Source organism: Actinoplanes sp. NPDC051411, assembly GCF_040682075.1.
Taxonomy (GTDB): domain Bacteria; phylum Actinomycetota; class Actinomycetes; order Mycobacteriales; family Micromonosporaceae; genus Actinoplanes.
Map to the genome: position 1 here is coordinate 1 of NZ_JBFBAD010000030.1, position 19670 is coordinate 19670.

A 19670-nucleotide genomic window follows, 5' to 3' on the forward strand; every position below is an offset into this window, starting at 1 on the left:
CCGCACCCCTACCGAAGGCGCCTCGGGACAGGCCGCTGACGATCGCGCCGGCTTCCTTCTTCGCCGCCGATCTTCCCGCTGCTGCCGCCGCCTTGGCGCCCGCACCCTCCATCAAGGACGAGAAGCCGGCCTTGACCGCCTTGCCGCCGATCGAGCCGAGGCCGCCCATGACTCCGCCGACGACGGCGCCTTCGATGCCGGTGCCCACCAGGCCGCCGAGACTGAAGTTGCCCTTGTGTTCGACTTCCGTCTCGACCGTGTACTGGACCATGTTCGCCGCGGCGCCCGCGATGGCGCCGCAAGCGACCGCGCCCACGCCGGTCACGCCGAGCGCCGCCTCGCAGCCGATGCCGACGACGATGCCGGCGACCGTGCCTGCGATCGCCGCCTTGTGCTCGTCGGCCCAGTTGACCGCCTGGGTGAAGTGGTGCTTGAGGCCGCAGAAGTGGTGGCACGAGCTCTTCTTCTGCGACGACGGCGCATCGGTCTGGGCCGGGTCGCGGACGCTGGTCGAGTTCGGGGTGTACGGGTTCTCCGACTCCGGGGTGCCGCTGGTTTCGCCCTTGGGGAACATCTGGCCCGACGGGTCCGCGTGCACGATCGGGTCGTTGTCCGAGTAGGCGTAGCCCTCCATCGACTGCGGGTCGTTGGCGTCCAGCACCGGGTCGACCGAGATGAAGCGGCCGAGGCCGGGGTCGTACTCGCGGGCGCCGAGATGGGTGAGGCCGGTCGGATCGGCCGTCCCGCCGATGAAGCCCTTGTCGTTCGCCCAGGTCACCGCCGGGCCGCGCGGGGTGCCGAAGGGAGTCTGGCGCCGGATGGTCGCGGTCTGCGTCTTCTCGTCGAGCGAGACGTCCTGGGTGCCCTGGTGGTCGCTGGCCAGCCAGGTAAGCCCGGCGGACGTGCGCTGCGCGACCGTCCCGCCCCCGAAGGAGTAGTAGCGCGTGCAGCTCAGAGCCGACGTGCTGTTGGTGTAGCGCAACTCCTCGTTCGGCAGGTAGAGGGTCTTGCCGGTGGTGTCACGGCTGATCAGGCGGTTGCCGTCGGCGTCGTACAGGTAGCTGACCGAGCCCGAGGTGTCGGTGACGCTGGCCAGGTTGCCCTCGGCGTCCCAGTTCAGGGTCTGGGTGCCGTTCGCGCCCGGCCGGGTCTTGGTGTTGCCACCCTTGTCGTACGTGTACGCCGCGTTGTGCGTGCCCGTGTTGTCGGTGACCGTCGTACCCCGCAGGGCGTGCGGCTGCCCGGTCGTCGCGTCGGCCGGCGTGCTGTCGGTGTACGTGTACTTCGTCGTCACGTCGCCGTTGGGTGTCGCGTGGTCGACCAGCGACGCTCGCGCCCCGCCCGTGGTGTAGGTGTAGCTCTGCCAGTACGGCGCCGGCCCGCCCAGCACGGCCGCCGTCGGCGTCGAGGCACAGTCGTCGGCCGTCGGTGTCCACGCGTCCTGCAACCGCAGGTACCGGTCGTAGTTGAAGCACTGGATGTCGCTGTAGCCGCCGCCGGTCGGGGTGTCGGCGATCTCGGTGACGTTGCCCGCGTCGTCGTACTTGTAGTGCATGTCGCTGACCGTGTTCGGCGAGGCGCCGTCGCGGTGGACGCTGATCTCGTTGAGCCGGCCGGTGGTCGAGTCGGTGTCGTAGTTCAGGTACGCCCGCGACCCCTTGTCGCTGAACATCCCGGTGTACAGCGTGTATTGGGTCGCGTGCGCGAGCGAGTCGTACTGGCTGTCCGAGACGATGCTCGACTCGGCCTCGGTGCCGTACTGGTCGGCCAGGTCGAGCGGCTGGTCGTAGTCGTTATAGCCGTACAGCGCGTCCTCGGACAGCAGGTTGCCGGTCGCCGGGTAGCTGACCCCGCTGACACTCCCGTCCGGGTTGTAGCCGGTGGCGAAGGTGTACGTACCGCCGAGGCCGGTCTCGGCGCTCGGGATCGTCACGGAGGACTGCAGTGGCCGGTAGTCCTGGTCGTACTGGTCGACGGTGGTGACGTACCGGCGGTTGGAGTCGATCCGGCTGGTCTTGTAGAGCTGGCCGATCACCGGGGTCTTGCCGTCGGCGAAGGTCGACTGGTCGTAGTCCCACTGCGCGAGCTGCCCGGCCGACGTGACGCTGGCGCCCTTGTAGAGTCCGGTCTTGCGGTCCAGCGCGTCGTACGTATAGGTCAGCTGGTTGCCGTTGCCGTCCGTGCTGCCGGTCATCCGCCCGGCGACGTCGTACTTGCTGGTGCTGGTGCCCGCATCCGGGTCGCTCGCGCTGGTCTGGCGGCCGCGCAGGTCGTAGCCGTAGGTCCAGGTGCTGCCGTCAGGCGTGCTGACCGAGGCGACCAGACCCTTGCGGTTGTAGGCGTAGTCGGTGTGGTCGTAGTCGGTGCCGGTCGCCGACCGGGTCGGGTACTGCCGCACCTGGACCGTGTGGTCGCGACCGTCGGTCCAGGTCGACGACGCGGTCGCGCCGGCCGGCGGCTCGACGTCGGTGTGGTCGCCGCCGTAGACCGTGGTCGTACGCCACCGCTCGACGCCCTTGGGCTGGAAGATCGAGGAGATCGGCCGGCCGGCACCGTCGTAGACCATGCGGGTCTGATTCGGTACGTCCTGCTGGGTGAGCGGCTGCACCAGCTCGGTGCCGGGCTGCCCGGTCTTGTCGTAGTAGGCGCCGTAGTCGAGCACCTCGCGACCGGCCGCGTCATAGAACGTGTCGGTCAGAATCCGGCCGCCCTTCGGCGACGCCGTCTGCGTCTGCCGCGGCCTCAGGAGGCCGTCATAGAGCGCGTACGACTTGGTGACGCCACCTTTCGGGTTGAGGTGGGTGGTCGTCACCGCGTTCACGCCGTCGGGGCGGATCAGATAGCTGTACGCGACGTCCGCCGCGTCCGAGTTCGGGTCGCGCCCCGGAGACCACTCGCCGGTGAGCCGGCCGAGCCCGTCGTACTTCAGGGTGCTGCGCAGTCCGTTGACGTCGACCGTCGAAGTGGCCAGGCCCCAGGCCGGCTCGGTCACGGTGCTGGTGGTCCAGCCCATCGGATTGGTGTCGACGGTCTGGGTGACCGGGCCCGTGGTGGCCGGCGTGTAAGCGGTCGCCGAGTGGTGGTTGAGCGCGTCCCACGACTCGACCGAGCGGCCGAGCACGTCGTACGCGGTCTTGGTCACCGGGACGAAGGTCGGGTTGCCGTTGTTGTAGGCCGACATCTGGTCGGATTCGGTGATGTCGCCCTTGGTCGGTGCCACCCCGTACGCGTGGCCGTCGTACAGCGTCTCGGCGTCACCGATCACATCGGCTTCGGTGACCGGCTTGGTCGCCTCGTCGCCGCAGGTCATCGCGAACGTCCGGACCCGTTGCGGCATCGTCAGCAGCCAGGCCGAGGTGTTCCGCGGTTCGTAGTCGGTCACCGTGCACTGCTCGTCACCGGTGACCGCGTCGTCGCCGAAGTCGTCCTCCTTCGTGACCATGCCGTACTGGTCGAAGGACATCTTCGTGGAGGTGGTCCGCACCCAGGGGGCGTGGTCGAGGGTGACCCGCGAGTGGGTGCCCTGCGTGTCGACGAAGCGGGCGTACACCGTGGCGCCGGCGATCGTGCGGCTGGCGGTCGGTTCCGATTCCCACGGGTCGTCGATCTCACCCGACACCTCGGCGCCGTTGGGACCGCCGAGCAAGGTACGCGTCTCGCGCGTCATGCCGGAGAACGCGTCGTCGTCGCGTACGGAACCCTGCTGGGAATCGGTGACCGTGACCGACCGCTTGCCGGTCGGCAGGTGGTCGCCGTCCATGCCGCGGAAGAAGGTGGTCTCGGTGTAGGTCTGGGCGCCCGGATCACCGGTGGTCACGCCGACCTTGCCGTAGCCACGCCACTGCGACCAGGTCTTGGCGTCGTCCTGGATCAGGCCGTCGTCGTCGGTGTAGTGCCAGGCCGGCGTCCCGTAATACGTGTACTGGTGCAGGATCCGGGTCGATCCGCCGGTGCGGTCGGTCTCGGTGACCGCGTTGACCACGTACCGGTTGAAGTAGTCGGTCTGCTTCGGGAAGCCGGGCGGGGCCCACTTCACCGGATAGCAGCGCTTGTCGTTGTTCTCCGGTGACGACGGCATGCTCTTGCCGGCGACGCAGTCGGTGTCCAGGTAGTCGATGTGGACGATCGCGCCGGTCTCGGAGTTGATGTCGGTGACCCGCGGCCAGTTCATCGGCGGCGCGTTGTCCACCGCGTCGACCCGGTTCGCCATCGGCTTCCCGGTGAACGTGACGTCCGGCAGCGGGGTGGCCGCCCCGACCAGCCCGGAGTGCCCGACCTTGTCGAGCCAGAGACCGGCCCGGGTGCCGTCCTGCGGATTGGGGAACGACTGGGAGAGCGTCCACTGCTCGACGTTGCGGAACTTGCCGGTGAGCACCTCGTACGTGCTGGTGGTGATCGTGGTCAGCCGCTTGGTGCTGTAGAAGGACGGCATCCGGGCGTCGCACGAGGTGTCACTCGAGCAGGCCAGGTCCCACGGGGTGTCCGGCCAGTGCGTGGCGTCGTGGTTGGTGCAGTCGCTCTTGCACCGGTCGCCGTACGCGAAGTCGACCCGCGCCGCGGCGTGCCCGGTGAAGACGGTGTCCTTGCCGGTCGCCAGGTCGGGCTCCACGCGGGTGCCGTAGCTGACGTGGTCGAGAGTGCCGGCCCGGACGTACGACTTCACCTTGCCGGTGCCGGACTGGTAGCTGTTCGGGTCGGTCTTGTACCAGTACGACATGGTGTTGCCGTGCGGGTCGACGACGTAGTCGAGGTTCCACCGCCAGGCCTGGGTGCACGACGAGGTGGCGAACGTGTCGCCGTGGCAGGGCTCGTTCGGGTTGTTGCCGAAGACCGGAACGGTCCAGGTCGAGTTGGTCGTGTCGCCGCTGGTCCAGCCGGGCAGCTTGTTGCGGCCGAACCAGTACTGGGTGCCGTTGGGCGTGGTGACGACCCACCACTCGCCGCCCTGGGCGCCGTTGTCGGCCCCGGTCTTGTGTTCGACCCGGGAGCCGTCGTCGTTGCGCAGATGCCAGAGGTTCGGGTTCGTGGCGTCCTTGATCAGATCGCCGCCACTGCCGTTGAGGCTCAGCGTGGCGTTGTCGGTCGCCCAGCATTCGTCGTCGAAGTTCTTGTCGGCGTCGCCCGAGTTGTTGCCGCCGTCGGTGTCATCGCTGCAGGTCTTGTACCGCCGCTCGATGTAGCCGCTGGTCGACAGATCGAAGCCCTCACCGACCTCGGACGGCTGGTTGTTCGACGCCTCCATCAGACCATCGACCGACTGCGAGGAGTAGCCGAGTTCGACCGTCGGCGTCGGGCCGCCCATCGCGGGCGGCACGCGCATCGGGTACGAGTAGGAGAAGTTGCCCGACGAACTGCCGGCCGACCACGTGCCGGACGCGTTCAGCGAGGTCGCGCCGTAGCTGCCGGCCGGTCCGCTGGGCGCCGCGGCGAGCGCGAACAGCTGGCTGCCCCCGACCGAAAGGTTCGCGGTGGCCTCCTTCGCGACGACGTTGTTGGTCGTCGGCACGTCGGTGGCCCGGCAGCCGGCCTGCTGCGGTGTGCTCAGCGCACACTCGGGCAGCCGCGTCAGCCGGAGCCGCGTCGACCAGTCCGCGCCGAACGCCGTCGCGAACTTGCTGTAGTCGACGCTCACCCCGACCGGGGCCGCGGTCGTCGAGCTGTCGCCCCGGCGTACGCGAAAGAGCAGGCCGTGCACGTCGGCCCGGGCCGACGTCGCCTGATCCAGGACGTCGACGTGCATCTTGGACGGTCGCGCGGCTCCGGCGAGCGCCGTCTTGGCGGTCGACGCCCGGAAGCTCACCGGCGAGCCGGACGCGGACGCCGACAGCGCCACATCGGTGCTGCTCGCGGCCGGCCAGACCGGCGCCGGCAGGGCCGACGCCTGGGGTGGTTTCGCGACCGCGGCCGGCTTCGCCACCACCTTGCGCACCGGAATGCTCGGCTGCGCCGCCGCGGCGGGCGGGGTGTACGGCTTGGGCTTGGCCGCCCAGGCCGGCTGGTCCTGCATCGTGACGACGAGGGCGGCCGACAGCGCGAGGGCGAGGCCCGCCGAAAGGCGGCGGGACGTGCGGGACTTCACCGATGACCTCCGAGGATCAGGGTGCCGACGAGGGGATGAGCGTCAGGAGGCGGCAGGCGGACGGTAGACAACCGACAGCCCACGAGGAAAGCCGCTGCCATCCTCGTGATAGTCGAAGTCGATCCCGGTCTCGACGTTGTAGAAATAGACGGCAATCGGATACGGCACCACGCTTGGATCCGGGGGCGTCAGGAAGACCGTCTTCAGGGTGCCGTCCTCGTCGTAAATCGTCTCCCAGGTCAAGTGCACGTCGGGCCGCTCAGAAAAGGCGTAGTTGCGCGCCTCAACCACGAACTCTCTATGCGGAGCGGTGCCGACCGTGGCGGTCAACAACTGCGACTGGTCATCTGCCTTCCAGTTCGCTCCCGGCCAGAACTCGAGGTCTCCGCCGGTGAAGAAGTTGTCACCACCGGGCACGGAATCCGGGTCCCGGCGAATGTACAGATTGCCGGGTTCGATCGTGCCATTGGTGTAATTCACACCGAAGAACGGGAACGGGAACGGAAGGTCGATGGCGGTCCCGTTGGACGGCTGGAGGGTTTCACCGGGAATCCAGTCAACCTGCTCGAGATCGCAGGTGTAACCGAACCCGTTCACGAAAGTGCCGACGGGTATGTCCAGGTCGGTGTCGCCCTCGATGTCGACTTCCTGTCGGAAGCCCTCGCAGTTGTGGCGTGTTTCAGCCTCGTAGACACCGGGTTCGACGTAGTTGAACTGGTAATGGCCGTCGGCGTCGGTCGTCGCGGTCAGGTTGTCGAGGGTCACGTCCTGATCGGCCGCGGGCACGCCGTCCTTGGTGACCGTGCCGGCCACCCGGCCGCCGCCGAGATCGTTGGGCTGGTCCGGATAGTGGAACGTGACCGCCGTGCCGGAGACCAGGTTCGGTTCCTCGAACGAGTACTGCAGGGCATAGTTGCCGCCCGGGCTGGTGATGCCGACCGTGCTCGCGCTTCCCTTGCTGACGTCGTCAGTCAAGCCCGAGTAGTTGAAGGTGATATCCCCGTTGGGCGACAGCAGCGCCTCGTAGCTGAAGTACGGCCGTTTGGTCGCCTTGGCCACCCGCCATTCGACGACGAACCGCTGACTCGCGCCGCTGCCGACTGTTCCCGTGTAGATACCGCCGCCGTCGGCCTTGTCCGGATAGGAGCCTCCGAAGAGCGGCAGGATTCCGGCCAGCGGCACGTCCCACCGGTCGGGCAGGCTGGCCGAGTAGTACCAGGCGTAGGGCCCGGAATCGACGAACGACACCGAGCCGTTGTCGGAGATCCAGACCTTGTCGAAGGTCTGACCGTAGTAGGTCATGCTGAAAGGCAGATTCACCGGGCCGGTCACGTCACTGCCGGCGTTCTCAGTGAAGGACAACGCGGTGGTGCCGGAGACAAAGGGTGTGTTCGCGGCCGTCGTGCAGGTATAGCCGAACGCGTCGGACTCGGGCGCCAGGTTGAGGTCGATGACTACCGCCCGGTCGACGTCGACCTCGGTGGTGGCGACCTGGCCGGCGCAGCCGACCCCGCCGAACGAGGCGGTCACGTCGAAGGTGCCCGCGGTGATCCCGGTGAACGAGTACGCACCCGTCGAACCGGTGGTCAGCGTGAGGTCGCCCGGCGACAGCGTCACCGTCGCCCCGCTGATCGGCGACCCGCTGATCGCGTCGACCACCTTGCCGGTCAGGGCCGGCGCCTCGTCGAACTCCAGCGGCGTCGACGCGATCGGCGACTTGTTCCCGGCCGCGTCGATGCCCTGGACGAGCAGGTCCGGGGTGCCGACCGCGGTGCCGGTCAGGTTTACCGTGGTCTGCCCGCCCGCGGCCGGGAGCGTCACCGTGGTCACCGTCCCGGAGACGCCCAGCTGATACTGGATCTTCGTGACCGCCGTGTCCCCACCGGCACTCAGCACCGCCGGCAGCGACCGCCCGACGTAGGACGAGGTGCCACCGGTCATCGTCACGATCGGCGGGTTGGGCAGCCCGACCAGGGTGAACTCGTGTTCGGCGCTACCGACCGCGCGGCCGTACACGCGTACGTCGTCGATCGCGCCGGGGAAGAACCCGGTCGGCGCCCCGGCGGCCCGGCCGCGGCCGACCGTGACGCCTCCAGCGGCGTCGAAGGTCGTCGACGTGGCCGTCGCGGTCTGCAGAGTGCCGTTGACGTACAGCTTCAGCGCGTGGGTCGTGCCGTCGTAGGTGGCGAACAGCCTCGTCCACACGCCGGTGGTGACCGTCGAGTTGGACAGCACCGCGGCCGTGGCCGGCGCGTCGACGTCGGTCGCCGCGACCGCGAACCGCCACTTCTTGTCGGTGACGCTGTAGCTGAGGAGGAACGGCGAGGTGCGCGTTCCGTCCTGCGCCGCGATGACGCGCTGGCCGCTGCCGGCCGCGCTGTCCAGCCGTACGATCGCCGCGACCGTGAAGCTCTTGTTGGAATGCAGCGTGATCGCCGCGCCGGTGCTCGGGTCCTTGGTCACGATCGGCCCGGTGGTCGACGCGTACGCCGAGGTCCCGTCGCCGACGAACGCCTTGCCGTAGCTGCCCCGGCCGGCCGCCCACGTCCCGCCGTTCACGGTCAGCGCGTTGCCGTGCTGGCTGTCGTCGGTGCCGTCCGCCCCGTCGAAGGTCCACCGCGCGTCCGGCCCAGTGCCCGCCCGCACGCTGAACGTGTACGTGTAGGCCGCCGAATAGTTGCCGGCCTTGTCCCGGGCCCAGACGTGCATGTTGTAGGTCTGGTCGGCGACCGGGCTGAGCGAGATCGTCGCGGTGTGGTCGGTCGCGGTCGCGGCGACCTGGGTCGCGGCGGCCGGGCTGACCGCCGGGTCGAGGCTGTACGCGTAGCCGTAGAAGTCGCCCGGCACCGTGGCCGGCGGCTTGAGCACGAAGTTGCCCGGGGTTCCGACGCCACCGTGGAACTGGCCGTCGTTCGGATAGTCGGTCGAGGTCACCGCGCTCGGCGCGCCCGGCGCCGTCACATCGACTTGGAATTCACAAGTGGCTGAATATTGCCCGCTGTCGATTCCGTCGTTGGCGATCGCCTGCACGACGTAGATGCCGCCGTCGGTGAGTTTGCCGGACGGGATGGTCGCGTTGGCGTACTGGCCGGAGACGATCGAGCCCTGCGCGACGGACAGGCTGCCGGTCCGCGCCCCGCCGGAGCTGTTCCACCAGTAGAAGGTGCCCTTGAGCAGCCGGACGGTTCCGTCCGGGTCGGTGAGCCGCGCTTTCAGCGGCGGCGTCAGCGTGCGCATGTACGGCCGGGAAGCCCCCCGAACGCAGGGCTGACCGTTGATGGTCATCGCGTCCGGGGCGTTCGGGTACGAGTTGTAGGTGACGGTGAGCAGCGCCGTGCCCGCGTCGAACTTCTTCCAGTTGGTGATGTCCGTTTCGCTGACCTCGCGCAGGCCCAGGGTCAGCGTGCTCGCGGTCCCGGCCGCCGCCTTCTGCACCGCACCGGTCACGCCCCACTCGGTACGCCGCCGGACCCGGTCGTACGCGTGGCTGTTGGCGGTGGCGACCACCGCGCCCCACGTGCTCGCGTTGTTGGACCAGGTCGTGCTCGAGCTGATGTTGCCGGCGACCCGCACCTGCGTGCCGTGGTCGGTGTTGTTGTACGAGTACACCGTGTCCATCGACAGCTTGGCGTCCTGGATGTGCTTGTGCAGCAGGCCGGAGACGCCGAACGCGAACAACGCCCGATAGATCATCGACTGCGGCGAGTTGGTGTAGCCGACCTTCGCGCACTGGATCGAGCTGTACGGCGACGGGCAGTCCTGCTTGTCGTAGCTCCAGTAGGACTGCGAGGGGAAGGTGCTGTTGATCATCGTCCAGGCGGACTTGCCGAGCGCCGGGTCGATGTAGACCGGGAACTTCGTCGCCTTGTTTCGCAGCATCGTCAGGTCGGGGTGCACCACCAGCTCATTGCCGGCCAACTGGACCGGCATGGCGCGGCGGACCTTGCCCGGCACGGCCAGACGCGAGGAGTGGACGCTCCCGTCGCCGGCCGGCTTGCTGGAATCCCACATGACCGGGTTGCCGGATCCGAACAGCGTCGCGCCCGAGTTGTCGACCGCGGTCAGCGCCCCGCCCGCGTCCTGCCGCAGCCGCAGCCCGGTGGCCGTCGTCGTGAAACGCACCGCGGAGAGCGCCGGGTCGGCCGCCGCTTTCGGGGTCTTCACCACCAGCATCTCGGCGAAGCCCTCGGTCTGCGCGGTCAGCACCAGGTCGACGCCGGGCAGAACGTCGGTGTACGTGGCGTTGGCCCCGGACAGCTTCGGCGCCGGCAGGGCACTGGGCCAGCGCAGCCCGAGCCGCGACTTGCCCTGGCCGATCGTCGCGGCGTCGGCGGCCCCACCGCCCGAGAACGAGAGCTGGAGCGAGGTCGCGGCCGGCACGATCCGGCCCGAGGCGTCGCGGTGCAGGGTCGGGTCGGGCTTGACCCAGCGCCCGGCCGTGTCGTGCACCCGCTGGACGACCGCGGCCGACTGCACGGTGAACGAGCCGTTCACGTTCGCGAAGACCTGGGTCTTCTCGTCCCGGTCGGCCAGCACCTCAACCCGGCCGTGGCAGGTGGCCGCGGCGCGAACGGCCGCGTTCTCGTCGTTCGCGGTAGCTGGACACTTGGCGGCCTTGGGCGCCGCGACAGCCGGCGAGGGGCCGGCGAGGACCACCGCCGATGTGGTCGGCAACAGCGCCGCGGTCAGCAGGGACAGGAAAAAACGCGCACGCCGATGCACCGACACTGCCGACTCCCCCGTGGCTCAGAGTGTTGAGCCGAACCCTAAGAGAGACGGTGATCTCTAGTCAATATCATCTATGTGAACCGGGAATCGCGAGGCGGGCACAAAGCCGCGAGACGCTATAAAAGGATTACCGAGCGGGCGCCCTCGCCGCGGGACATGCGGTCGAAGGCGGCCGGAACGTCGGCCAGGGTGATGCGGTCGGTGATCAGATGGTCGAGCGACAGCGTGCCCGCCAGCACGTCCGCGGCCAGCGCCGGGACCTCCACATCCGGGTCGGACGAGCCGTAGACCGACGACCGCAGGGTGCGCGCCGACGAGAAGATGTCGAGGGCGCTCAGCGACACCATGTCGTCGTTGGCGCCCATGCCGACCACCGTGACCTGGCCGCCGCGGCGGGTCGCCCGCCACGCGGCCCGGATCGTCGCCGAGCGGCCGACGCACTCGAACGCGTGGTCGGCGCCCAACCGGGCGGTGCGGCCCCGGATCTCCTTGGACAGCGAATCCGACGACACCAGGAAGTCGGTCGCGCCGGCCGCCTCGGCCAGCGCCTTCTTGGCGGTGGACACGTCGACCGCGATCACCGCCGAGGCACCGGCCGCCCGGGCCGCCGCGACCACCGACAGGCCGACGGCACCGAGGCCGATCACGACCACCGTCTCGCCCGGCCGCACGCCGGCCGTGTTGCGGACCGCGCCGGCGCCGGTGAGCACCGCGCAGCCGAGCAGGGCGGCCCGCTCGAAGTCGAGAGACGCGGGGACCGGCACGACCGCGTTGGCCGGGGCGACCACCTGCTCGGCGAACGCGCCCAGACCCAGGCCCACGAACACCGGGTCACCGTCCACTGTGATGCCGTTTTCCAGGGCGGCCACCCCGGACGACGTCGAGCAGAGCCACGGCTGGCCGTGGGTGCAGAACCAGCACTCCCGGCACGCCGGCTGCCAGTTGAGCACGACGTGATCACCGACGGAGACCCGTGTGACGTGTTCGCCCGCCTCGACCACCTCGCCGGCCGCCTCGTGACCCAGGACCAGCGGGTAGGGCGGGGTCAGCGTCCCGTTGACCATCGACAGGTCGGAGTGGCAGACGCCGGCCGCCCGCACGCGTACGCGCACCTGGCCCGGCCCGATCTCGGGCAGGCGGAGCTCCTCGACCGCGGGAGCGGAGCCGGCCGACCGGACGACGACGCCCGGGAAGTAAGGATTCACCGTTGAATCGCTTTCGTCTGCTGGAACTCGGCCAGACCGTACTGACCCAGCTCGCGCCCGATCCCGGACTGCTTGTAGCCGCCGAACGGGGCGAACGGGTTGAACGCGCCGCCGTTGACGTCGACCGCGCCGGTCCGCAGCCGCCGGGCCACCGCCAGCGCGCGATCGGGAGAGCCCCACACGCCGCCGGCCAGCCCGTACCGCGAGTTGTTGGCGATCGCGACCGCGTCGTCGTCGGAGTCGAACGGGATGATCGACAGCACCGGGCCGAAGATCTCCTCCTGGGCGAGCTCCGAGGCCGGGTCGACGTCGGCGAACACGGTCGGCGCGACGAAGTGGCCGGCCGAGGGCAGCGGCGCGTCGAGACCGCCGGCCACCAGCCGGGCCGAAGCCCGCTCGACGAAGCCGAGCACCCGGGCCTTCTGCGCCGCCGACACGAGCGGCCCGAGGCGGGTGCCGTCGTCGAACGGGTCGCCGACCGAATAGGAGCCCGCGGTCTTGGCGGCCAGGGAGACAGCCTCGTCGTAGCGCGACCGCGCGACCAGCATCCGCGTCCAGGCCGTGCAGGTCTGACCGGAATTCAGGAAGGCGTTGCCCACCCCGACCTTGACCGCCCGGGTCACGTCGGCGTCGTCGAGGATCACGTTGGCCGACTTGCCGCCCAGCTCGAGCGCGACCCTGGCGATGCGGTCGGCCGCCGCGTGGGTGATCGCGCGGCCGGTCGCGGTCGAGCCGGTGAACGACACCATGTCGACGCCGGGGTGACCGGCGATGGCCGCTCCGACGACCGGGCCGGTGCCGGTGACCAGGTTGAGAACGCCGGCCGGCACGCCCGCCTCGTCGGCGGCGTCGAACAACAGGTATGCCACCAGGGGCGTCAACTCGCTCGGCTTGAGCACGACCGTGCAGCCCGCGGCGAGGGCGGCCGCGACCTTGGCCACCACCTGGTGCAGCGGATAGTTCCACGGGGTGATCGCGCCGACGACGCCGACCGGTTCGTGGACGACCAGCGAGTTGCCCACGGTCTCCTCGGGCACCGGTCGCGCGGCCAGATCCGCGTACCCCCGAAGGACCGTGAGCGGGAGTCCGGCCTGGACCCGCTCGGCGACCTTGCGCGGCGTGCCGAGCTCGAGCCCGACCGTGCGGGCGATGTCGCCCGCCCGGGCGGCGAGCGCGGCATGCAGCCGGTCGAGCACTTCGCCGCGCGCGGCCATCGACGTGCCCGCCCAGCCGTCGAAAGCGGCGCGAGCGGCCGCGACCGCACCGTCCACATCGGAGGCGGTGCCGGCCGGAACGTGGCCGAGCACCTCCTCCGTCGTCGGATTTTCCACCTCGATGGAAGAAGGCGACGAGGACGGAACCCACTCACCACCGACATAGAGCCGGTCACGCTCGAACGTCATCAACAAGCCCCTTCTGTAACCGCAAGCCATTGATCAGCAAATCCAGGCCGAGCTCGAACGCGCCCTCGTCCACCGCCACATGATGCTCCGCCAGCCGGGGCGCCGCCTGCAGGTGTGGATAACTCTCGTAGAGCGCGGGATCGATGTGGAAACCGAGCGCGAACGAACCGAGCGCCGACCCGGTCACCAGATAACGCATCAGGGCACCGATGTGCGTGGCCCGCGCGGGCGGCCAGCCGGCGTCGATCAGAGCGCCATAGACCACGTCGGCCATGGCCAGAGCGGCCGGCCGGCGGCCGGGGCCGTGCGCCAGCACGGGTACGACGTTGGGGTGCGCGACCAGCACGGCGTGGTAGGCGCGCGCCCACGACCGCAGCGCCGATGCCCAGTCCTCGGAATCGAACGCGCTGAGGGAGACCTGCGAGATCAGCGCATCGGCCACCGCGTCCAGAATGTCGGCTTTGGTGGCGAAGTGGTTGTAGAGCGACGGCCCCTGCACACCCAACTCGGTCGCGAGCCGGCGCATCGACAGCGCTTCCAGTCCCTCGGCATCGACCAGCGCCGAGGCCGCATCGACGATGCGTTGCCTGGTCAGCAGCGTCTGCCGGGGCCGGGCCATCACCACTCCCTGAGAAATGCCGAACAAAGAAGCACTGGACGTGTAAAAACTTACGCCGCTAGTTTAAGCCCATGGACTTCTCCCTCAGCGACGAAGAGCGTGCGATTCGCGATACGGCCCGTCAATTCATCACCCGCGACGTCATGCCGCTGGAGCAGGAGGCCCTGCTGCGGGAGCGTCGCCACCAGCCCGGCCTGGAGCGCAGCGAGCTGCGCGAGCTGCAGCTCAAGGCGAAGAAGTTCGGCTTCTGGGGCCTCTCGACCCCCGAGGAGTACGGCGGGATGAACCTCCCGGCCGTCCTCCAGTCGCTCGTCTGGACCGAGGTCGGCCGCACGTTCGTGCAGTTCAAGTTCGGTGGCGAGGCCGACAACATCCTCTACTACGCGAACGAGGACCAGAAGAAGGAGTTCCTGGTCCCCACCATCGAGGGTGAGCGGGTCTCCTGCTTCGCGATCACCGAGCCGGGCGCCGGTTCAGACGCGGCCAACATCAAGCTGCGCGCGGTCCGGGACGGCGACGACTGGGTGCTCAACGGGGAGAAGACGTTCATCACCAACGGCAACGACGCCGACTTCGTGATCGTGGTGGCGGTGACCGACCCGTCCCGCAAGGCCAGCGAAGGGGGCGCGACCGCGTTCCTGGTCGACCGCTCGATGGGCTGGCGCTCGGAGTTCATCCAGACCATGGGCGAGGGCGGCCCGGCGTCGCTGATCTTCGAAGACGTCCGGGTGCCGGCCCGCAACATGCTCGGCGAGCTGGGCCAGGGCTTCGAGCTCGGCATGAAGTGGATCGGCAAGGGCCGCTATCTGATCCCGTCGAACGCGCTGGGCATCGCCGAGCGCGCGCTCGGCATGGCGATCGAGCACGCCAACACCCGCGAGACGTTCGGCAAGAAGATCGGCACCAATCAGGCGATCCAGTGGATGATCGCCGACTCCGAGGTGGAGCTGGAAGCGGCCCGCTGGCTGATCCTGCGCGCTGCCTGGACGGTGGACCAGGGCTGGGATCCACGGCATGCTTCGTCAATGGCGAAGCTCTACGGCGCGGGCATGGTCAACCGGGTCGTCGACCGGGTGATGCAGGTCCACGGCGGCATGGGTTACACCCGGGAGCTTCCGATCGAGCGGTGGTACCGGCAGGTGCGGCTCATGCGCATCTACGAGGGCACCGACGAGATGCAACGGCTCATCATCGCCCGTGACCTGCTCCGCGGGTACACCAAGATCGGAGGGCATCTCAATTGACCACTCTCTCCTTGGCGACCGTCCTCGCCGAGTCCGCCCGCCGCTACCCCGACAAGATCGCCGTGATCGACGGCCCGGCCCGCATCACCTACCGCGACCTCTGGGCCGAGTCCCTCGCCTACGCGGCCGGGCTGCGTGAGCTCGGCATCGGCAAGGGCGACAAGGTCGCCGTCCAGATCCCCAACCTGGCCGACTTCCCGCGCGTCTACTACGCCGCCCTGGCGGTCGGCGCCGCGGTGGTCCCGGTGCATCTTCTGCTCACGCCGGCCGAGATCGCGTACGTGCTGACCGACAGCGGTGCCAAGCTGCTCGTCGCCCACTCATCGCAGTTGGCCAACGGTGCCGCGGCCGCGCGGCTGGCTCAGGTGCCGGTGGCCGTGGTCGGCCCGCTCCCCCCGGACCTTCCGTCGGCGCCCCCGCGCCTGGAAGAGGTGTCGGCCGCGCTCACCCCGCTGCGCACCTACGAGACCGTGGAGGCCGAGGACGTCGCGGTCGTCTTCTATACCAGCGGGACGACCGGCAAGCCCAAGGGCGCGCTGCTCACCCACCTCAACCTGGTGATGAACACGATGGTCAACGTCTTCGACATCCACGAGATGCACGACGACGACGTGGTGATGGGCTGCCTGCCGCTGTTCCACATCTTCGGCCAGACGGTCGGCATGAACGGCACCTTCCGCCTCGGCGGCACCCTGGTGCTGCTCCCCCGGTTCACCGGCGAGGCCGCGATCGACTTGATGGTGAAGGAGAACGTCAAGGTCTTCCACGGCGTCCCGACCATGTACATCGCGCTGCTCGACGCCGCGGCGAAGGCCGACCGGCTGCCCGAGCTGCGACTGTGCGTCTCGGGCGGGGCGGCGCTGCCGGTGGCGGTGCTGGAGAAGTTCAACGAGGTGTTCCACGCCGAGATCTTCGAGGGCTACGGCCTGTCCGAGACCTCGCCGACCGCGACCACCAACCAGCCCGCGTACGGCATCCGGGCCGGCACGGTCGGCCACTCGGTGTGGGGCGTCGACGTCGAGGTGGCCCGGCCCGAGGTCGACGACCGGATCGAGCTGATGGCGCCGGGCGAGCTCGGCGAGATCGTGATCCGCGGGCACAACGTCTTCGCGGGCTACCTCAACAACCCGGAGGCGAGCGCGCAGGCACTGGTCGACGGCTGGTTCCGCACGGGCGACCTGGGCACGAAGGACGCGCACGGCTTCATCACCATCGTCGACCGCAAGAAGGACCTGGTCATCCGGGGCGGCTTCAACGTCTATCCGCGCGAGGTCGAGGAGGCGCTGGCCCGCCACCCGTCGGTGCTGCAGGTGGCGGTGATCGGCGTGCCCGACCCGGTGCACGGCGAGGAGATCTGCGCGGTGATCGTGCCCGATCCGGGCGGGGTGACGGCCGACGAGCTCATCGAGTGGTCGAAGGAGCGGCTCGGCCGGCACAAATACCCGCGGCAGATCCGGTTCGTCGAGACGCTGCCGCTCGGGCCGAGCATGAAGGTGCTCAAGCGGGAGCTACGAAAGACCTTCTCCGAGGAGCAGGCCGGGTAGTTCGGCGACGATCGGCTGGTCCGCGGGCAGCCAGGGCACACTGTCCAGCTCGTCCGCGGCCAGCCAGCGCATGGACCGGTGCTCGAGCGCCCGCGGCTGGTCGCCGCCGAGAAGGCGTACGGCGAAGACGCGCAACACCGCGCGCCCGTGGGCGAGCGGCACGTCGGGGCCGACCCGGTCGCCGACCTCGACGCGTACGCCCAGCTCCTCGACGCACTCGCGGGCCAGCGCCTGCTGGTCGCTCTCGCCCGCTTCGACCTTGCCCCCGGGGAACTCCCAGCGGCCGGCGGCCTCGGGCGGCGACGAGCGCTCGCAGGCCAGCACGCGACCACCAGTGATGATCACAGCCGCCACGATGACCCTGGGTGATCGCGGCTGTTTAACACTGCGTTCCTGCGGCATGAGATCAGAGCTTCCCACAAAACTTAACCGTTCAGCGTGCCCGAGGCGTCCCGATCGTCACGCAAACACGCATATGTGGGCGTGGACATGTTTGACACGGAAGACAAGACTGTCAGGACCGACCATGACGACACGGCGACAGTTTGGCCACAAGCCGGCAACGACGCCGAGGGGGGTGCGGCGATGCGGGCCAGAAGACGGCGCACGAACGGGACCGACTATCTGAGCGACGCCTTGGCTCTGCTGAGCGGCTGGACGCGCGACGGCGTTCAGCTCAAGCGGGAACTCGCGTGCGACGACAGTCAGCATGCCGCATTGACCGAACGGATCAAGGTGGCGGCCGACACACTGCACATTCGGCCCAGCATCCGGCGCCTCGATGGTCACACTCAGATCCTGCTCGGCGATCGAGACGCCGAAGCCATTACCGACGGTGAAGTCACCCTTGCGGCGCGAATCGAAGACTTCTACCGGACCGTCGTGGGGATCCAATAGTCCGAGATCGCTACGCTGCCCGGCATGAGCGATGTCGTCTACGACAAAAAAGAGCAGCTGGAGCAGATCGAAAGCGGTCTGCTGGAGGGCGAGCAGATCGTCGCGGTCTACGACGCGATCGGGGTCGGCAGCGGGTTCCTCGGCCTGACCAACCGGCGGATCATCATCAAGGACAAGTCCTTCGTCGGCAACCGGGTCGCGCTGACCAGCGTTCCGTACTCCAAGGTGAGCAGCGTCAGCGTGGTCAGCAACAAGAACTGGGTCGGCCAGTTCTTCTCCACCGGCACTCTCGCCATCCAGTGCGACGACAAGCTGTACGAGGTGGAGTTCCGCGGCTCCGAGAAGACGCACCACGCCCACAACGTCATCCTGCATTACGCGTCGTAACGCAAGACCCGCGTCGGCAGCGGCGTCTCCGTCACGGAGCCGTCCGCTGCCCGATTCAACGCGTAACCCAGCGGCCCCTCCCGGTCGGCGACCGCCTCGACGAGCTCGGTCCCCCGGTAGAGAAGCCCGGCACCGTCGTCCGTCGCGTACCCGTCGCTCAGCGTGCCGTCGCCGATCAGCTCGTGCATCTTGGGCCGGCGCTGAGCCTCCCCGTCGTAGTGCACGCCATTGCTGTACGGCAGCCAGCCGAGCCCGTCGGTGAAACCGCGCAACTCGGCTCCGAAGCTGTCGGTCGAGCCGCCCCGGTGCCAGCAGATCGAACCGGCCGAGACTCCGGCGAGGACCACTCCGGACTGCCAGGCCTCGTGGAGGATCTCGTCGAGGCCGTGCGCCCGCCAGACCGCGCAGAGATTGGCCACGCTGCCGCCGCCGACCCAGATCACGTCCTGGCTCAGCAGGTGGGCCCGGATGTCGGCGACGTTGGGCATCGGGAACAGCTGCAGGTGCGAGGGCACGAACTCGGTGCCGGCGAACGCGGCGTAGAAGGCGCCGATGCGGGCCTCCGGGTCGCCGGTGGCCTGATAGAGCCCGCAGATGCGGGGTGCCTCCCGTTTGCCGGACAGCTCGGCCGCGAACCGGTGGATCCGGCCCGGCCGGTGGCTGAACAAGCCGTAGGCACCGGGCTCGAAGCTCGCGCTGGTGGCCAGGATGGTGGGGGCGTCAGCAGTCACCTGATCATCTTCGCGCACGCGTCGGCGGTGTCCAGCACGAGATCGGCGGCCTCGTCGATCGCGCTGGTGAGCCGCTCGGGATCGCCCTCGAGATGGCCGAAGACGGCCTCGGCCCGCTCCCGGAACCCGGCCGGCGCACCCGGGATCGCGGCCGTCGCGGCCACCGCGCCCTTCTCGTTGACCAGCCACCGCCGCCCGGCCCCGTGCAGGGCGTGCACGCACACCCCGACCAGCCGGAACAGGCAACCGGCCACATAGGTGCAGTCGCGGCGGGACACCGCTTTTCGGGCGACCGCGACCAGGAAGTCACCCTCCCACAGGCCACCGACCAGAGCCTGGGTCAGCGCGGGCGGATAGACCCGCACCTGCTCCCGCAGCGCGGCCAGTTCACCCGACGGATCGGCGAGGATCCGCCCGAGCGCCAGCTCACCGGGATAGGCGATGTCGACGAACCCGAGCGGATGGCCGGCCTGATGGTGGAACGAATAGCGTCCCTCCCGCGCCGACTCCCAGACGGCGGCGACGCGATCGAGGTCGCGATAGATCCAGTCGACCGGCTCGCCCTCGATCCGCAGCCAGCCACCGCCGTCGACCCACGGGCCCCAGCCGCCCGGCTCGGTGACCGCGGCGGACGGTCCGCCGACCCGCTTGGCCAGGGCGTCCAGCGCCTCGGTGTCGAGCGGGCGGCGATAGTAGAGGCCGAGGTCGGTGTCGGACTCCGCGGTGTGGTCGCGGCGGGCCCGGCTGCCTCCGAGCACGACGCCGATCACCCCGGGCACGGCCGCCAACCGCTCGGCGAGTTCCGTCAGTTCCATCTATGCGCCCTGCTGTGG

Annotated in this window: 12 protein-coding genes; 4 read left to right on the top strand and 8 right to left on the bottom strand. The window is 69.3% G+C overall.

The features are described from left to right. From AB0M88_RS18345 to AB0M88_RS18365, 5 genes are all read right to left on the bottom strand, one after another. A partial coding sequence (locus AB0M88_RS18345) for an RHS repeat-associated core domain-containing protein (protein WP_364102967.1) occupies positions 1–6079 on the bottom strand: 6079 nt, incomplete at its 3' end. A gap of 42 nt (positions 6080–6121) precedes the next feature. Next, on the bottom strand, positions 6122–10807 hold the full coding sequence (locus AB0M88_RS18350; RefSeq protein ID WP_364102969.1) for a LamG-like jellyroll fold domain-containing protein: 4686 nt from the start codon (positions 10805–10807) through the stop codon (positions 6122–6124). Between the two features lie 116 nt (positions 10808–10923). Next, complete coding sequence (locus AB0M88_RS18355) at positions 10924–12012, bottom strand: alcohol dehydrogenase catalytic domain-containing protein (RefSeq protein WP_364102972.1); 1089 nt, start codon at positions 12010–12012, stop codon at positions 10924–10926. Beyond that, complete coding sequence (locus tag AB0M88_RS18360; RefSeq protein ID WP_364102975.1) at positions 12009–13415, bottom strand: aldehyde dehydrogenase family protein; 1407 nt, start codon at positions 13413–13415, stop codon at positions 12009–12011. The genes AB0M88_RS18355 and AB0M88_RS18360 overlap by 4 nt, the downstream gene beginning before the upstream one ends. Further along, a complete protein-coding gene (locus tag AB0M88_RS18365) occupies positions 13399–14034 on the bottom strand; it encodes a TetR/AcrR family transcriptional regulator C-terminal domain-containing protein (RefSeq protein ID WP_364103221.1) in 636 nt (211 codons plus the stop codon). The genes AB0M88_RS18360 and AB0M88_RS18365 overlap by 17 nt, the downstream gene beginning before the upstream one ends. A gap of 71 nt (positions 14035–14105) precedes the next feature. Here AB0M88_RS18365 and AB0M88_RS18370 point away from each other — a divergent pair, with 71 nt between their 5' ends. Together AB0M88_RS18370 and AB0M88_RS18375 are read left to right on the top strand one after the other, a co-directional pair. Beyond that, positions 14106–15278: an acyl-CoA dehydrogenase family protein gene (locus AB0M88_RS18370; protein WP_364102978.1), complete on the top strand. Its 1173-nt coding sequence runs from the start codon at positions 14106–14108 to the stop codon at positions 15276–15278. Continuing rightward, a complete protein-coding gene (locus tag AB0M88_RS18375) occupies positions 15275–16822 on the top strand; it encodes a long-chain fatty acid--CoA ligase (RefSeq protein ID WP_364102981.1) in 1548 nt (515 codons plus the stop codon). Before AB0M88_RS18370 ends, AB0M88_RS18375 begins: the two co-directional genes overlap by 4 nt. On the opposite strand, the gene AB0M88_RS18380 is transcribed toward AB0M88_RS18375, so the two are convergent. After that, positions 16787–17224 (bottom strand): (deoxy)nucleoside triphosphate pyrophosphohydrolase, encoded by a 438-nt coding sequence (locus AB0M88_RS18380; RefSeq protein ID WP_364102984.1) that lies wholly within the window; start codon positions 17222–17224, stop codon positions 16787–16789. The two genes, AB0M88_RS18375 and AB0M88_RS18380, sit on opposite strands and share 36 nt — an antisense overlap. 183 nt (positions 17225–17407) lie before the next feature. On the opposite strand from AB0M88_RS18380, the gene AB0M88_RS18385 reads away from it, so the two are divergent. Next, a complete protein-coding gene (locus tag AB0M88_RS18385) occupies positions 17408–17719 on the top strand; it encodes a pterin dehydratase (RefSeq protein WP_364103224.1) in 312 nt (103 codons plus the stop codon). Positions 17720–17743: 24 nt separating this feature from the next. Continuing rightward, on the top strand, positions 17744–18106 hold the full coding sequence (locus AB0M88_RS18390) for a PH domain-containing protein (RefSeq protein ID WP_364102987.1): 363 nt from the start codon (positions 17744–17746) through the stop codon (positions 18104–18106). Here the strand turns inward: AB0M88_RS18390 and AB0M88_RS18395 are convergent. Together AB0M88_RS18395 and AB0M88_RS18400 are read right to left on the bottom strand one after the other, a co-directional pair. Continuing rightward, positions 18094–18837, bottom strand: coding sequence for a peptidase E (locus tag AB0M88_RS18395; RefSeq protein ID WP_364102990.1), 744 nt, complete (start codon positions 18835–18837; stop codon positions 18094–18096). The genes AB0M88_RS18390 and AB0M88_RS18395 overlap by 13 nt on opposite strands. Then, positions 18834–19652 (bottom strand): nucleotidyltransferase domain-containing protein, encoded by an 819-nt coding sequence (locus AB0M88_RS18400; protein WP_364102993.1) that lies wholly within the window; start codon positions 19650–19652, stop codon positions 18834–18836. The genes AB0M88_RS18395 and AB0M88_RS18400 overlap by 4 nt, the downstream gene beginning before the upstream one ends. Between the last annotated feature and the right edge of the window lie 18 nt (positions 19653–19670).

Coding starts and splice junctions, on each gene's coding strand:
- AB0M88_RS18360 (WP_364102975.1), bottom strand. CDS start 13,415: ATGACGTTCGAGCGTGACCGGCTCTATGTCGGTGGTGAGTGGGTTCCG.
- AB0M88_RS18365 (WP_364103221.1), bottom strand. CDS start 14,034: ATGGCCCGGCCCCGGCAGACGCTGCTGACCAGGCAACGCATCGTCGAT.
- AB0M88_RS18370 (WP_364102978.1), top strand. CDS start 14,106: ATGGACTTCTCCCTCAGCGACGAAGAGCGTGCGATTCGCGATACGGCC.
- AB0M88_RS18380 (WP_364102984.1), bottom strand. CDS start 17,224: ATGCCGCAGGAACGCAGTGTTAAACAGCCGCGATCACCCAGGGTCATC.
- AB0M88_RS18385 (WP_364103224.1), top strand. CDS start 17,408: ATGCGGGCCAGAAGACGGCGCACGAACGGGACCGACTATCTGAGCGAC.
- AB0M88_RS18390 (WP_364102987.1), top strand. CDS start 17,744: ATGAGCGATGTCGTCTACGACAAAAAAGAGCAGCTGGAGCAGATCGAA.
- AB0M88_RS18400 (WP_364102993.1), bottom strand. CDS start 19,652: ATGGAACTGACGGAACTCGCCGAGCGGTTGGCGGCCGTGCCCGGGGTG.